Consider the following 16,037-nt stretch of genomic DNA (forward strand, 5'->3'; position numbering starts at 1 on the left):
GTACTCAGCCTATCATTAATGCTCAGACACCCGCTGCCGACAAATCGCTGTCGAATTGCGATGATTCAGCTTCGGTTGGATAATCACCGGATAATCCACCTGCTCATCACGGATCAGCGATACGATCAACTCTGCTGCCTGTGCTGCCAGTTCATCCAGCGGTGGGCCAATGGTTGTTAGCGCCACCTCGGCATACTGCATATCCGGCAGATCATCATAACCGATTAACGAAATATCATTCGGCACACTGTAGCCTGCTTCCAGCAAAGCCCGCAATGCACCTCGAGTTACCAGGTTGTTTAAACCAATAAACGCCGTTGGTGAGTCGGGTTCAAACGTATAATTCCGAATAGCAAAATATCCGTCCTCCCAGGAGGAATATGCAGGCAGCACATGGCGTTGATCAAAATCAAGGCCTGTGCGCTGCAAAGCTTCCCGATATCCTTCAAGCTTGATATTTTGGGAGTTTCCAATGAAACCAATTCGGCGATGTCCCAGTGACTTCAGGTGCTCAACCGCTTTATATATGCCCTCTTTCCGGTCAATCTTGATGTATGGGGAGTTCGGAGCCTCATCTGTACCAAGCACAAAACATGGCATGTTGAGTGTCGCGAACTTTTTCCAGAAGGCATCTCGATTGTCCAGCGCATAATCCCACAGGATACATCCATCCACGCGAAGCTGGCTGAAGACATCCAGCCCATCATCCGCGACGACCAAAATCATCTGATATCCCCGCTTCTTCAGCTCCGCGTGCAGATTGCCCGAAATATTCGAGAACAATGGATTGCTCAGTTCATCAAGAACAAAGCCGATAATGTTGCTTCTGCCGGTGGAAAGCTGCTGAGCCATAATGTTTTTTCGATATTGATGCTTCTCCGCAACTGCGAGCACCTTCTGCCGCGTCGCCGGTTTGATGCGGGGATCACCGTTGAGCGCCTTGGATACCGTGCTGTAGCTCACTCCCGCCAGTTTGGCAATGTCCTTAATGGTTATCAAAATCAATCAACACCTCTCAACCCTTGGGAAACTTATTGCTGTGCAGCCTTATACCGGTCATATTGCGCCTGTCTGCCGGCAATAACCTGCTCAATGTTCATTTTTTTCAAAGTCTCAATATAACTGTCAAACTGATCCAGACTGGCATCTCCGCTTATAAATTTGAAGTTCATCTCTTCCACATACGTTGTAATATCCGGCATGGACATGCTCTCGACACTCGCCTCATCCGGCAGAGCGTATACAAACGGGAACGGCTCGTGGATATAAGGCTCCAATTCCTTGTCGAGCTTGGCATGCCATTCCGCCACAACCGAATCAGCAGAATCCGTTGACTGAATGTTCGGCAGATTCACGGGACCAATGCCGAGCTTCTGAATGTAGTCGTTATCCTTGCCTTTGTCCGTAAACGTCTTCACGCCATTCTCTTCGGTGTACGTATCATCCTTGATACCCCACGTATAATATGTCTGCGCTTCTTCACTCACCGCGTAATCCAGGAATCGGAAGGCGAGCTCCGGATTTTTGCTGTCCTTGGAGATTCCAAAAATGCCGCTCACCGGTGTACGTCCAATATAGAACTGGTCACCATGCGGTCCTTTCAATGGCAGAATGCCTTTGAAGATGGGCTCCGCCGGATCATAATCCTTGAACAGCGGGCTGTAGACCATGGACATGTACCAGCTAAAATTAAACGTGGCTCCGGTTACATCCTGCGAGATGCGAGAGGTCACCTGATCACTTGTGGTACTGGCATAGTCAACCCCGAGCAGGCCTTCTTTGTACAGCCCGTTCAGGTACGACAGATATTCCTTGTAGGCAGGCTCATAATAGCTGAAATGCACCTTACCCTGGTCATCCGCATAGAACTGATTGGACAGATCCAGGCCAAAAGCAGGGCCAAATGCCATCGGCACAAACTTGGATTCCATGGACAACGGTATTTCATCCGCCTTGCCGTTACCGTTCGGGTCGTCTGTCTTGAATTTGCGCAGCATCGCTGTGAACTCATCCAGTGTCGTTGGTTCGTTCAGTCCCAGCTTCTTCAACCAGCGTTCATTCACCATAAACAAGGGCATGTAGTTTTTCGTAAGCGTTTGCTGCGGAACATAATACATTTTACCATCTGGCGTCGTTAAACTGGCTTTGACGGATGGGGATTCGTCGTATATTTTTTTGAGATTCACACCATACTTCTCCACCAGATCATTCAGCGGAATAAACAGACCACTGTTAATGTATTTCATGAGCTGATCCTGATCCGGCAGATAGACGATATCCGGCAATCCCGTTCCGGCCGCAAGCCTTGGATTCACCGCATCCGCGTAATTCTGCGGCGGAATGAGATCCCAATCGACTGTTACCCCGGCATTACTTTCAATTTTCTTCACAATCTCGGCAGTAGAGAGATCCACGTTGGTCGTCCATGCGTTGGTCCCGAGAATCGATAGCTTGGCATCTTTCTGGTCGGTTACCGGACCTGCTCCCGTGTAGTTGAACGTTGGCTCCGAGCTCGGTGGGACACTTCCCTTATCTCCCCCCGCTCCTGTACTGCTGCTGCATCCGGCGAGACTGATAGCAAGAATCACCGCGAGCACACTTTTTCTTCCTGCCCCTCTGATTATCATCCGTTATTCCTCCTTGTTATGAACAACCTTGGGTGATGCATGGTGATCAATAAGGCTATCCTTTCACGGCTCCGAGGGTAATCCCTTTGACGAAGTACCGCTGGATAAAAGGGTAAATCGTAACGATTGGCAGGATGCTGACCACAATCGACACATACCGAACCTGAAGAGTGGATACCGCAAGCGCGCCCGTGGTCATCGTACCACCCATTTTTTGCATGACCTCCGGTGATGCCATGATCAGCACCCTCCGCAGGAACATTTGCAAGGGCTGCATATCCTGTTTGCCCAGATATAGCAGGGCTGAGAAAAAGTTGTTCCAGTGGAATACGGCGTAATATAACGTCAGCACGGCAAGCGTTGGCTTGATAATGGGTATCGCCAGGCGATACAGCATCGTTAGTTCATTGGCCCCGTCTATGCTTGCACTTTCGAAGATTTCATTTGGAATACCCTCGAAGGCCGAGCGGCAAATCATGACATTAAACGTAATGACCAGCACAGGAAGCACCATCACCCAGCGGGTGTTATATAGACCCAGTGACGTAATCAGCATGTAGACCGGAATGAGTCCACCCGAGAAATACATGGTGAAGGCGATGAAAAAGTTCAGCTTTCTGCGCAGGAAAAATTGCTGTCTGGATAACGGAAATGCAGCGATGCAGGTAGCTACAATATTCATCAGAGTACCTATAACGGTGTACCAGAGGGTGTTATAGAAGGACAGCCATAACTCCCGGTATTGCAGCACCATCTGGTACCCGGACAAGGTGAATCCTACCGGCCACAACGCAACCTTTTGTTTGTCGATCGCATCAACTGAACTGAATGAAATGCTGATCACGTACAGAAAAGGATACAGCGTAACGACGACTGCCAATATGGTCAGCAGGTAGACAAATCCATAGAATAACCGGTCACTTCTTGATTTTTGCATACAGGTCTCCTTTGGGTCGGGATGTGGTCTTACCAGAGTGACATCTTGGTCAGACGTCGGGTCATCGTATTAGCCGCGAACACAAGCACAAAGGTAATAATAGAGTTGAACAGGCCGACGGCTGTGGCAAATCCGTAGTTCTGCCCTTCAATCCCCATCCGGTACACGTAGGTGGATAACACGTCTGCAGTCTCATAGGTAGCGCCATTATAGAGCAGATATACTTTCTCGAAGCCTACACTCATAATGCCGCCAAGCGACAGGAGCAGCAGGATGACAATCGTTGGTTTGATGCTGGGAAGCGTCAGGTGCCATAGCTCCTGGAATTTGTTGACGCCGTCAATTTTGCCGGAATCGTACATTTCGGGGTCAATGCCCATAATGGCTGCAATGTAGATAATGGAGCTGAAGCCAAAGCTCTGCCAGATATCGGAGCTGGTGAATATCGTTCGGAACCATCCGGCGTCCATCATGAAGTTCACTTTCTCCATGCCGAGCTTGGCAATCAGGGTGTTCACGATCCCGTCCGTGGGTGATAAGAAGTTAATAATCATGCCAGCGACAACGACGGTCGAGATGAAATGCGGAAGGTAGGTGACGGTCTGGGCGAAACGCTTGAAAGTCTGATTCTTGATCTCTACAATACAGACGGCGAACAGAATGGGGATGGAGAAGCCAAACAGGAGCGGCAGGAATGCGAGCAAAAACGTATTGCGCAGCAGCCTCCAGAAGTAGATGGAATTCACGAACTGATCAAACCACCTCAGCCCCACCCATTCCCCGCTGAACATTCCCTGCCCAGGCATGAAATTGCGGAAGGCCAGCAGCATGCCCGGCATGGGAACATACATGAAGATGACGTAATACAGAAAAATGGGTGAGAACATCAGCAGCAAATATTTATCCCGTTTGATCAGGCTGAACAGCGTGGACATGCGATTTTTCAATTCATAGCACTCCCCTTCACATTAAAATTACAACGTTTGAATTCTTAAACAAAAACATGCCCCATCATTCTTAATTCAGATCATCCCCTTATATAAAAAACCATAACCTACCTTTACAAAAGGGATATTACGACAGTTAATAAACGATTGAATACGTAGATTTAAACACAGAACCATAATTACAACGTTGTAATTTATCCCTAAATGTATACGCTTACACAAACTATTTTTCCCATCTTAGCAAAGACCATCTGGTTTGGCAACAACAAAAATCAGTGTTTGCTTGCGAAGAGATCTACATGCTTTTACCGATCTGGGAGACATGTTAGCGGGCAAAAAAGGCGCGAAAAAAGGGCAATGAACGTATCCCTTTCGTTCTGCCCGGTTCTTGTCCTGCCTACGCCAGCGTTCTGGCGCAGCGCAGGATTGTTCTATTTTTGAAACGTGTACCTGGAGCTTCAATCTCTTCGAATTCTACATCTGGTTTCGATACTCCATCGGTGTTACACCCGTCACGCGCTGAAACGCCCTGTAGAACTGACTGACATTGGAGAATCCCAGCCCAAAGCTGATGGTGGTCACTGAATCTGTTGTATGGCGCAGTCGTCGGGTGGCTTCCTCCACACGCAAATTCAGCACGTACTGATACGGCGTTGAACCTGTCAGTGCCTTGAAAGAACGCATAAAGTGATATCTGCTCTGGTGCGCAACCGCCGCCATCGATTCAATGTCCATTGGACTTGTATAGTCACTGTGTATATACTCCAACACGCGCCGCAGATGGGGGTCGATGAACGCACCGCCGTTGCTGCCTGATCGCTGAAGCAGATTCGAAAGCTGCCCGCAAACCAGACCGGCCCCCACGCTCCCAGCTACACCTGTTCCTGCCGTTTCCAGCGTAAGGTTACTTCCAATCGGTGGACCAGCCAGCATCCGTCCAAGATATGTCTCTACCGCAAGCTCCGTTTCCTGTATCTGCAATGGTTCAGGCGCATCGTCCAGCAAAATGGCGTTCCAGCCTCGAAATAGTCTGCTAATTTCAGCAGGATCGAAGGTTTGTGTGGTCCGAAATTCGGTCTGCGCCCCTTGCCTTCCTGAATCCGCCAAGCCGCCAACAGGCGGATTACGAAACTTGATCACAATAACCGCCGAATCCGAACCAATCTCGAAAAAGTGCTCCATCCGGGGATGCGCAATAATTCCCAGTCCTGCTTGCAGTGGATAAGTCTGCTGTTCCTGCACCAGATGGCATTGTCCTCTGACAGGCAACGTAACCTGATACCAGTCATCATGCACATGGGGTTCATTGGCGAATCCGCCAGAAGCCTTCCACAATTCCAATCCATTCAGCATCATGTTTAATTCCATCGTTTCCTCACCTGCTGACATTATAGCAAATCGTGCTCACTTTCCAAGCACTTTTCACAAAGACAATATCTATCCGTATCTTTTATCATGGTAAAAAAATAAATCGAGGTGATCTCCCGTGGCACAAGCCGCTGTAAGCAAAATGCAAATCAATCATTCCGCCAATTGGGCGCTTGCCGGAGTCAGCTTCGCCCATTTGCTGAATGATGCGATGCAGACTGTTGTTCCGTCTGCTTTTCCGCTGTTCCAGCAGACCATGCAGCTCAGTTTCGCCCAGATGGGCTGGATTGCCTTCACATTAAATATTACCGCATCGGTCCTTCAGCCGTTGGTCGGTTATATGTCTGATCGCAAGCCCATGCCGATCCTTCTGCCTGGTGGCATGTTATTCTCCCTGATCGGTGTTCTCGGCTTTGCCTTGTCTTCCGAGTTATGGATGCTGCTTGTCTCCGCAGCATTGATCGGTATAGGCTCGTCCATCCTGCATCCTGAATCCTCACGCGTCGCCCATCTGGCGGCAGGTCGAGGACGTGGAATGGCACAGTCCATCTTCCAGGTAGGTGGCAACACAGGTCAGGCTCTCGCCCCATTGCTGGTTGCCTTTATCCTGCTCCCGCATGGACAGCTTAGTTTTCTGTGGCTCATGGCTTTTGCCCTAATCGGGATCATTATCCAGTCTTCCGTTAGCCGTTGGTATAGAGACAAATTGGCGGATAATCGCAGCCGTCAGCAACAGTCTGTACAGGCAAATGGCATTGCGCAGCCTGCTGCCCAGCCTTTAAGTCGGGGGTTTATCGCTTTTACAATGGGAATCCTCATCCTGCTGCTGTTTTCCAAATTCGTGTATATTGCCGGTATGACCGGATACTATGCCTTTTATTACGCGGATGCGTATAATCTGCCTCTCTCGCAGGCCCAGATCTGCCTGTTCGTTCTGCAATTTGCGGGCATGGTTGGAACCTTGCTCGGCGGCCCACTGGCTGACCGTTATGGACGCAAACCGATGATCTGGTTCTCCATCGCGGGTACTGCACCATTTTCACTGCTGCTGCCTTATGCGGGACCTGCTCTATCCATGGTACTGTGCGGCATCATCGGTTTGATTCTGATGTCCGGCTTCAGTGTCATCATTGTCTACGCACAGGAATTGCTGCCACGTCATATTGGGACAGTATCGGGATTGTTCTTCGGCCTGTCATTCGGCATGGCGGGACTCGGCTCGGTTGTGCTCGGTTCATTGATTGATGTGACCAGCATTTCATTCGTCATCAAGCTATGTTCTTTTTTGCCGCTGCTCGGGGTATGTGCCGTATTCCTGCGCCGGGATCGCCCAAGAAACGCCTAATATGCATTGAAACGTCCGTCGTTTTGTGACTACAATAAGGTCAGAATAATGAAGACAGAGGCTAAACAGAAGGAAGGAATAACCCATGATCATTGATGTACAGCATGTTACTTGGAACAGGGGACCGATCACCCTGTTGAACGATGTCAGCTGGCGTGTAAACGAAGGCGAACATTGGGCATTGCTCGGCCTGAATGGTTCCGGTAAAACCACACTCTTGAACATGATCACCGGATATCTCTGGCCCACAGAAGGTACGATATCCGTGCTCGGACACCGTTACGGGGATGTGGATTTGCGAGAGCTGCGGAAGTCGATTGGATGGGTCAGCTCCTCCCTTCAGGAGAAATTGTATGGCACCGACCGCACCCAGTATGTCGTGATCAGCGGTAAACACGCCACGATCGGACTGTACGATAAACTGTCAGACGAGGATCTGGATCAGGCACGGGAATTGATGCATACGCTCGGCTGTCAGCATCTGTGGGATCGCGAATACCGTACCTGCTCTCAGGGGGAGAAGCAGAAGCTGCTCATTGCCCGGGCCCTGATGGCCAACCCACGTGTACTCATTCTGGACGAACCCTGCAATGGACTTGATCTGTTCTCCAGAGAGCGGCTGCTGGAAAGTATCAGTGAGCTGACGCAGAAACCGGATACACCTTCGCTCATCTACGTGACTCATCATACGGAGGAAATATTGCCTGTGTTCAGTCACAGCCTGCTGCTCCGACGGGGCGAGATCGTGAATAGCGGATTGACCAGTGAGTTGATGAACAGAGATGTACTGAGTAACTTTTTTGAATCACCAGTGGATGTGGATCGGCATGGAGAACGTGTCTATGTCAGAGCATCGGATAAATAATTTTCTATATCTATTCACAGTCGGAACAGTCAAAGTAGCCCAAAATCTTATCCACATGTGGACAGGTTTTTGGGCTGTTTGGCTATATGATGAATTATCCACAGTTTTCTGTGTATTATTTCCGGGCAGAGAGGAATAAAAACAACGGAATGCGCTGTCTGCGCAGGTACGTCTCCTCGTTTACAAAATACTGACGCTGAGGCGCCGATTCCCTTAGATGCTGAACTTGAAATCCTGCTTGCTGTAATGCCATATAGTAGGATTCTATGGAGCGATGCATTTTTTTCACCGTACCTCCAAGCCATTGCTGCTCCCGAAATCCCTCCACAAAATACCGATCGACGACCCAGTTGGTTCGGACCCCCGAAGGCTGCAACGTCGACGTGATCACAGGATGTTCTAACGAAAATACGAATGTGCCATTCTCTTTTAACGTGCGGTATACCTTGCGGAACAGGCTGTCCACATCCTCAATATAATGAATCGCCAGTCTGGATATGACCAGATCATATGTATCCGCAGGATAGCTCCAATCTTCCATATACGCTTGCTCGATCTGGGCGTTCTGACCCTTTATCGATTCATTGGCAGCCTGAATCATATTCACTGAGCCTTCAATTCCTGTGTAACTGCCACCACGATGTTCAGGACCCAACAGTTCTGCTCCGAACCTCGCATCCCCACAGCCGAGATCTAATATGCTCTTGCCCTCAACGTCTCCGAGTAGCTCCAGCATTACTGGCTTCTCCAACGTATCATTGGCATTCTCCTGCCATTGCCGGCGTTCCATATACTTTTCGAAATTAGCCCCATCGTCGTAAAAATCCGATCCCCGTTCGCTCATTGCGCAACCCCTCCGTTACTGTAAATAAGCTCAGCTCTAATATTCAGCCTGCAAGATTATACAGAAAATCGGCATAGGTTTCTACAGCAAAAAGGCTGTCACCCGAAATAATCCAGCAAACAGCCCTACGCATTAGAAGTAAGTTTCATTCAGATTGATCCATATAAGGCCGGCGGCCACCTTTTTTGACGAATTTCCAATCCACTTCAATGTTGTTACGCATCCGGCGCAGAAGCTTAATCGCAATATCGATCTCTTTCTCCGTTAAGCCCTCCAGCGTTACCTGGTCCGAATGAACACCCTCCCTGCGAATAAAATCCCAAGCTTCCAGACCAGCATCCGTCGGATATAACAGCTTATTCTTTTTATTACCCATTGCCGACTGTTTGACGACAAACCCATCCGCTTCCAGTTTGCTAATGGCTCTAGCCGCAGTGGTACGATCAACTTTGATTAATTCAGCGAGCTGGTTGGGGATAATACCAGGATTCTCACATATGCGATAAAGATACAAATACTGTCCACGAGACAAGTTTAAATGTTGAAATTCAACGTTGCTGATTGAATCCAGACAGCGGGCAATCATGCCGATTTCACGCAACACTTCTTTTTTTTCAGTCAATGTATTCACCCCTCTATAAAATTGTTGCATTCGCAACATAATTGATGATATAACTGAATTAAACGAGTTTAAATCTTAACCATGATAACACATGGAACAGGGATACGTTTATGCTATCTACCAGTTTACCATGCCAGAATAGAATTACTATTGACCAAAGGAGAAACATTCATGAATACAACTATTGTTGAAGCTAATAACCAGGAATTACTCGACGCCTGCTTCGCCATTCGTACCGCTATTTTTGTTGAGGAGCAAGGGGTGCCGGCTGAGGATGAATTTGATGCCTATGATGCACTGGAGACGGAAGCAAAACATATTCTGCTCTACGTAGAAGGTGTTCCAGCTGCTTCATCCAGACTACGTGTGGTCGAAAATGTTGCCAAATTGGAACGGATCTGTGTCATGATCGATTATCGGAAACATGGACTTGGTCGTGTGCTGATCGATAAACTGGAGCAGATGGCTCTCGCTCAAGGACTTGAGAAGGCCAAGCTGCACGCACAGGTACAAGCCTCAGGGTTCTACGAACGTCTCGGATACACGGCGGCCTCGGACGTATTCATGGAAGATGGTATTCCTCATCTGCTGATGACCAAGAAATTGAATTGAATTTGAGAAGGGCAAAGAGAGCACCCTCCAAAGTCAGGAACACGACTTGAGGATGCTCTTTTGAGTTCTAAGGACCCCGCAAGCGCTATTCAGGGAGATTCAACCGCTTTGAAAATGTAACGAACCGTACACACCTTATTTTCTCTTTAACAGCCTAAAATGCACTTTCTTATGCGCCTTTTACTGCAATAACGCGGCTGACATTCGTTAGAATTTCTAATTCGTGCATTTTGCCACAATAAGGTGTGTTGTGTTCGTTAGATGTAGCGCCACATGGGGGGGTTAGTTAATTTGTTCTGCTAACAGGAGCTAACCTCTACTCCAGCCTGTTCAAACACCTGGGCAAAACCAAAAAAAACGCGCCACCCCATACGTGGATGGGCGGCGCGAGTTTCACCTAACAGAAGCCAGGCGTTAACCTGACTTCTGCTCTTGGTCCCTTATCCCAAAGCCAGACGGCCTGGCTGAGATTCGGCGGCGTTATTTTTCATCTGTTTACTGCGCAATTGTCCGCAGGCCGCATCAATATCGGTACCATGTTCCATGCGTACAGTGGCGTTAATGTTGTTCTTTTTCAATGTATCATAGAAGCCCAGAATGGACTCTTCCGTACTCCGCTGATACTGACTGTGCTCATCCACCGGATTGTACGGAATCAGATTGATACTGACCATACTCTTGCGGCTGGACAACAGTTCAGCCAGTTCTGCCGCATGTTCCCGCTGATCGTTGACGTCCCGAAGCAAAATATATTCAAACATAATACGCTTGTTCGTCGTAGCCAGGTAATAATCCACCGCGTCCATCAATTGTTCAATCGGGAACGCCCGGTTGATCTTCATAATTTGCGTACGCAGCTCGTTATTTGGTGCGTGCAATGAAATCGCCAGGTTCACCTGCAAACTGCTATCTGCAAATTCCTTGATCTTGTCAGGCAGTCCGCTCGTGGATACGGTAATCCGTTTGGCCGCAAGTGCCAGACCTTTACGATGCTTGATCACTTCAATAAAATCAGTCATGTTCTGGAAATTGTCAAACGGCTCACCAATTCCCATCACGACCACGTTAGTTACCCGCTCACCTTGACCAGCCGCATCAAGATACTGTTGTACATGCATAATCTGTTCTACAATCTCACCACCGGACAGATCACGGCTCTTCTTAATCAGCCCGCTCGCGCAGAAACTGCAACCAATGTTACATCCCACTTGAGTGGTTACACATACAGTGAGACCGTATTTTTGGCGCATTAAAACTGTTTCAATCAGATTTCCGTCCTGCATACGCAGCAAAAATTTCACCGTGCCGTCAGCGGATTCCTGCTTCACATGTTCACTCAGCGAGTTCATGGTGAAATGCTCGGAAATGACATCCAGACATTCCTGACGCACGTCTGTCATATCTGTAAAATCATGCACACGCTCCTGATATAACCATTCCCAGATGCGGGAAGCACGGGATTTCTTCTGTCCGTGCTCCGGCAGCCAGTCACGTAGTTGCTCTAATGTTAATCCATATATGGATGATTTAATCATGTTATTGTCCTCTTTTCGCAAAAAGCATATGGCTCATCGGTTTATCGAAAAAACCTCTACTCTGTATTGTCCCAAAATTGACGAGGGAACACAAGGGCTTTTGCATTTCTTCCAAGAGGTTTTATCAATGGCAAATCTGCACAGTAAATTACTTCTCCACTTCAATTCCAATCGTTTAGAAGTGAATAATACCTGAGGTGTGCAGCAGAACCAGAAGCACCAGGATTGGCGCTACGTAGCGCAGCATGAACAGCCATACCCGGAACCAGCCTGCACGCAGGCCGGATGCTTCGGCAGCCTTTTTCCAGAAGTATCCGGCAAAAATAGTAACCAGCAATCCACCAATCGGAAGCAAAATGTTGGATGCTACAAAGTCCATCCAGTCGAACACACTCTTCGAGCCAATCGTCCATTCAGGGAACAATCCGAGCGACAATACCGAAGGAAGCCCAACGATGAAGACGGCAAGTGAGATGGTCCATACCGAGCGACTCCGGCTCCAGGATAGTCTCTCCATGAAATATTTCACCGGAACTTCCAGCAAGGATACCGCCGATGTTAACGCCGCAATCGCCAGAAGCACGAAGAACAATCCGCCAAACACGAAGCCCAGCGGCATGGCTGAAAAGGCTGCCGGTAGAGCCACAAAGATCAGCGATGGACCCTGATCCGGTGCAATCCCGAAGGAGAAGGTCGTTGGGAAAATGATCAGACCTGCAATGAACGCATAAATCAGGTCACCCGCACCTACAGCAACGGTTGCTGCACCAAGTGATTGATTTTTATCAACATACGAACCGTATGTCACAAGAATACCCATACCCAGCGATAGGGAGAAGAACGCATGTCCAAGCGCAACCAGCGCAGATTCGGTCGTAAGCTGCGAGAAGTCCGGATTCAGGAAGAAGGAAACTCCTGCACCAGCTCCTGGCAAAGTCACTGCACGAACCATCAGGATAATGAGCAGAACCAGCATCGCTGGAATCAGTACCTTGTTAAACTTCTCAATCCCATTCGATACTCCTTTGGCTACGATCCAGCCTGTGATCAGGACTGAAATCAACTGCCATACAATCGGCATATAGCCGCCTACAAAATCACCGAACTGCCCAGCATAGTCAGGATTGTTATACAGCGTGCCGCTGAATGACGTCACTGCATATTGCAGCGTCCAGCCTGCAATGATGACATAAAAGGAAAGAATGATAAACGGCGTCAATACTTGCAGCAGACCAGCCGCAAGCCACCCTTTTTGCCCACCCGCTTTAATAAAGGCCGTAGCCGCGCTTCCTCTGCCGCTGCGACCAATCGCAAGTTCAGCCAGCAATACGGGTAGACCGATCAACAGGAGACAAACGATAAAGAGCAGGAAAAACGCGGCTCCCCCGTTCTCTCCCGTAATATAAGGAAACTTCCACATGTTGCCCAGACCCACTGAACTACCAATGGCAGCCAGGATAAATCCGGCCTGCGAGAAGCGTTCACCTTTGTTGGGTCCGTCTTGATCCAGATTAGGCTTACTAAAATTCATCGTATCTACTCCATCACTTTAAAGTTTTCCCGTAATTATATACTACTCCACCTGTCAGGTCATTCGAAAATCGAAATTTGTCGAAATGTTATTTACTTACAAGTATGTGTTTATTAAATAGGTTGGCCTTTCCTTCTTCGTTTAACATAGAAAACACCAGGGGACGTGTAGTCTACTGAACTCCTAATATACAGTATGTGATAAAAAGAAGCATGCCAACCCTGCCCTGTCGTTCGGTAATTCCGCAGATGGCTGTGATCCATATCGTGGATTCTGCTCTGGATTTTTAAATGCCCTGACCCTTGAATTTCTGAATGGACGGAAGAAACGTAGCTGAATATGATTCTGCAAGAATAAAAAAAGAGGCGCTCCAGCAACCATTTACATGGTTACCGAAACACCTCTATTTCGATTAAATTTTAATTTCAAGCAATTCATATTTGATAACGCCCATTGGCGCATTGACATGAATGACACTGCCTACTTCTTTGCCCATCAGTTCTTTGCCAAGCGGGCTTTCATACGATATTTTGTTATCAGCAACATCCGCCTCGGCTGGACCAACCAGCATGTATTCAATCTTCTCGGCGAATTCAATATCATTAAGCAGAATGGTTGAGCCAATGCTTACTTTGTTTGAGTCGATATTGTCCGAAGTGATGACTCTTGCTTTGGTCAGCATTTTCTCCAGAATCAAAATGCGTGTTTCCATAAAAGCCTGATCATCTTTGGCTGAATGATACTCACTATTTTCCTTCAGGTCACCGTAACTGATCGCGAGTTTCAGACGCGCTGCCAGTTCCTTACGCTTCACCGTCTTTAATTCCCTCAGTTCGTCCTCCAGCTTTTCCAAGCCTTCCTGTGTCAAAATCACTTCATCATTAGCCATTTTTTCCATCTCCTAATCCTGCTTTCTATCTATATTCTAACCTATATCCACTCCAAACGGTTAACATACCAAGAAAAAGAAATAAGGCTCCCATTCATGGAAAGATGTGTATATGCCTCCTTAGACTGTACCGGTACAATTAAAGTAAACTAGTATATTCATTTCATCCTTTCACTTTTAGAATGAATTCAGGGCAGCAGTTTATAACAAGTCCACTACATGACTCGAGGTGATCTGGATGAATGTTACATTGAATCCATCTGAAATACAGGCCTATCTGAAACGGATAGGCATTCATGATATCAAAGAACCCACACTGGCATTCCTATCTGAAATCCAGCAGGCACATGTGCATTATCTATCCTGGCAAACGGTCGATATTTTTGCAGGTCAGCCTGCGGGCATTGATCTTCAAGAATCGATCCAGCTTATATTGCAGGGCCGCAGTGGTTACTGTTTTCATCTAAATGGGGCTTTCAGCGTTCTGCTTCGTTCTCTGGGATTTACGGTGCATTGGCATCGTGCCGGGGTTCAGCCATACGGAGAGCAGCCACGTGTGAACTCGTTCCATCTCGGTCTGTCCGTCTCTTTGCCAGATGCAGACCCGAATGTGGAACGTTGGATTGTGGACGTCGGTCTGGGCGGCATGCCCTTTGAACCGCTTCCCCTTCGTTATGGAACCTACGGATCGGCCCCGTTTACGTATACATTAATGCCTTCATCCGTTGCTCCTGGCGGATGGAGACTTGAATATGAGCCGAACGGGCCAAGTGAGGGTGTCGACTTCGCTCCCGAAGAGCTTACCAGCCTGGAAGAGTTCATTCCCAAGCATGAATTCTACAGCCAGTCAGCCGATTCGCCTTGGTATAACGCATTTTTGCTCCGTCAAAGGCATGCTCTCCAAAGCAGCGAACTACGTGGATGTATGCTCCGGACGCATGACCGCGATGGTATTCGCAAAATGGAGATTCAAACCTACACTGAGTGGAAAGACGTATTGGCTGAGAAGTTCTATGAACCGTTGTTGAATTACACAGAACTTGAACGTAAAGAAATGTGGGAACGGGTACAAGCTGCACATGAAGAATGGAAAAGAACACAGCAGGTATGAAGCGGCACGGGCAGACCCAATAAACCGATGATTATAAAGGAAAGTATGCAATCCATGCCGAATACATCGGTCAGGTGATAAATGATGATAACTATTCAAGTTCTTCAAGTTCCGGCACAACTGCCGGAGTCATACTGGAATCTTTTTCTGTCGCGAGTATCTGAGGAAAGACGAGGACAAGCTGCACGTTTTGTACATCAGGCGGACGCCTATCGCTCTGTTCTGGGCGAAGTGTTGACCCGTGTGACGCTAAGCAAGTTGACTGGCCTAAAGCCGGGAGATCTTTCCTATACACGTAACCAATACGGCAAACCTTCCCTCAATCTCAGTCACCATGCTGGTGTTCAATTTAATGTCTCGCACTCTGGCGATTGGATTGCATTAATCTCTGGCGGTGACGCTGATCTGGGTGTGGATGTGGAAAAAATAGCGCCCATCGATATGAAGATTGCAGAGCGTTTCTTCTCTCTCACAGAGAGCGGATTTCTGGCTGAGGAGCCTGCCGAGATGCAGCTGGAGACCTTCTACCGTTTATGGACGCTGAAGGAAAGCTACATCAAGGCCGCAGGCATGGGCCTGTCCATGCCTCTTGATTCATTCTCCATGATCCGTAATGCTCCTGGTAACTGGCACTCCCCAGAAGCAGCCGCTTATGCATTCCTCAGCCTGCGACTGGATCACGGGCATATGTTAGCCGCATGTTCCGCAGGAGAAGATTTACCTGCCCAGCCGGATGTCATCACAATCGAAGAGTTGTATCAGGCATTATTATGAAGGAGGGGTTACAAACCCCTCTCTTCCAAT

General features: G+C 48.2%; 15 protein-coding genes. 5 read left to right on the forward strand and 10 right to left on the reverse strand.

The features are described 5' to 3' along the window. Window positions 1-15: 15 nt before the first annotated feature. The 5 genes from RS891_RS30535 to RS891_RS30555 all read right to left on the reverse strand — a co-directional run bounded on the left by RS891_RS30535 (window position 16) and on the right by RS891_RS30555 (window position 5,879). Complete coding sequence (locus RS891_RS30535; RefSeq protein ID WP_315794014.1) at window positions 16-999, reverse strand: LacI family DNA-binding transcriptional regulator; 984 nt, start codon at window positions 997-999, stop codon at window positions 16-18. A gap of 32 nt (window positions 1,000-1,031) precedes the next feature. Continuing rightward, on the reverse strand, window positions 1,032-2,627 hold the full coding sequence (locus tag RS891_RS30540; protein WP_315794015.1) for an extracellular solute-binding protein: 1,596 nt from the start codon (window positions 2,625-2,627) through the stop codon (window positions 1,032-1,034). 55 nt (window positions 2,628-2,682) lie between these two features. After that, window positions 2,683-3,564 carry a carbohydrate ABC transporter permease gene (locus RS891_RS30545; RefSeq protein WP_315794016.1) on the reverse strand — a complete coding sequence of 294 codons (882 nt, stop codon included), beginning with the start codon at window positions 3,562-3,564 and terminating at the stop codon, window positions 2,683-2,685. Between the two features lie 29 nt (window positions 3,565-3,593). Next, window positions 3,594-4,511: an ABC transporter permease gene (locus RS891_RS30550; RefSeq protein WP_063565906.1), complete on the reverse strand. Its 918-nt coding sequence runs from the start codon at window positions 4,509-4,511 to the stop codon at window positions 3,594-3,596. A 474-nt stretch (window positions 4,512-4,985) separates the two neighbouring features. Further along, window positions 4,986-5,879 (reverse strand): helix-turn-helix domain-containing protein, encoded by an 894-nt coding sequence (locus tag RS891_RS30555; protein WP_315794017.1) that lies wholly within the window; start codon window positions 5,877-5,879, stop codon window positions 4,986-4,988. Window positions 5,880-5,997: 118 nt separating this feature from the next. On the opposite strand from RS891_RS30555, the gene RS891_RS30560 reads away from it, so the two are divergent. Continuing rightward, complete coding sequence (locus RS891_RS30560) at window positions 5,998-7,224, forward strand: MFS transporter (protein WP_113053167.1); 1,227 nt, start codon at window positions 5,998-6,000, stop codon at window positions 7,222-7,224. Between the two features lie 85 nt (window positions 7,225-7,309). Further along, the gene (locus RS891_RS30565) at window positions 7,310-8,089 is read left to right on the forward strand and encodes an ABC transporter ATP-binding protein (RefSeq protein WP_315794018.1); all 780 of its coding nucleotides are present in this window, start codon (window positions 7,310-7,312) and stop codon (window positions 8,087-8,089) included. A 115-nt stretch (window positions 8,090-8,204) separates the two neighbouring features. Here RS891_RS30565 and RS891_RS30570 read toward each other — a convergent pair whose 3' ends face one another. After that, window positions 8,205-8,933, reverse strand: coding sequence for a class I SAM-dependent methyltransferase (locus RS891_RS30570; RefSeq protein WP_315794019.1), 729 nt, complete (start codon window positions 8,931-8,933; stop codon window positions 8,205-8,207). 145 nt (window positions 8,934-9,078) lie between these two features. Then, window positions 9,079-9,519, reverse strand: a complete 441-nt coding sequence (locus tag RS891_RS30575; RefSeq protein ID WP_315796494.1) for a MarR family winged helix-turn-helix transcriptional regulator — start codon at window positions 9,517-9,519, stop codon at window positions 9,079-9,081. A gap of 207 nt (window positions 9,520-9,726) precedes the next feature. Here RS891_RS30575 and RS891_RS30580 point away from each other — a divergent pair, with 207 nt between their 5' ends. Then, window positions 9,727-10,167, forward strand: a complete 441-nt coding sequence (locus RS891_RS30580) for a GNAT family N-acetyltransferase (protein ID WP_113053170.1) — start codon at window positions 9,727-9,729, stop codon at window positions 10,165-10,167. Window positions 10,168-10,607: 440 nt separating this feature from the next. On the opposite strand, the gene rlmN is transcribed toward RS891_RS30580, so the two are convergent. The 3 genes from rlmN to greA all read right to left on the reverse strand — a co-directional run bounded on the left by rlmN (window position 10,608) and on the right by greA (window position 14,122). Further along, a complete protein-coding gene (gene rlmN, locus RS891_RS30585) occupies window positions 10,608-11,702 on the reverse strand; it encodes a dual-specificity RNA methyltransferase RlmN (protein ID WP_113053171.1) in 1,095 nt (364 codons plus the stop codon). A 175-nt stretch (window positions 11,703-11,877) separates the two neighbouring features. After that, entirely contained in the window at window positions 11,878-13,233 is a 1,356-nt protein-coding gene (locus RS891_RS30590; RefSeq protein WP_113053172.1) for a sodium-dependent transporter, read from the reverse strand. Window positions 13,234-13,645: 412 nt separating this feature from the next. Next, window positions 13,646-14,122: a transcription elongation factor GreA gene (gene greA, locus RS891_RS30595; protein WP_113053173.1), complete on the reverse strand. Its 477-nt coding sequence runs from the start codon at window positions 14,120-14,122 to the stop codon at window positions 13,646-13,648. Window positions 14,123-14,360: 238 nt separating this feature from the next. On the opposite strand from greA, the gene RS891_RS30600 reads away from it, so the two are divergent. After that, window positions 14,361-15,233: an arylamine N-acetyltransferase family protein gene (locus tag RS891_RS30600; RefSeq protein ID WP_315794020.1), complete on the forward strand. Its 873-nt coding sequence runs from the start codon at window positions 14,361-14,363 to the stop codon at window positions 15,231-15,233. A gap of 81 nt (window positions 15,234-15,314) precedes the next feature. Next, entirely contained in the window at window positions 15,315-16,007 is a 693-nt protein-coding gene (locus tag RS891_RS30605) for a 4'-phosphopantetheinyl transferase family protein (RefSeq protein WP_315794021.1), read from the forward strand. Window positions 16,008-16,037: the final 30 nt, after the last annotated feature.

The organism is Paenibacillus sp. BIC5C1, assembly GCF_032399705.1.
Classification (GTDB): domain Bacteria; phylum Bacillota; class Bacilli; order Paenibacillales; family Paenibacillaceae; genus Paenibacillus; species Paenibacillus taichungensis_A.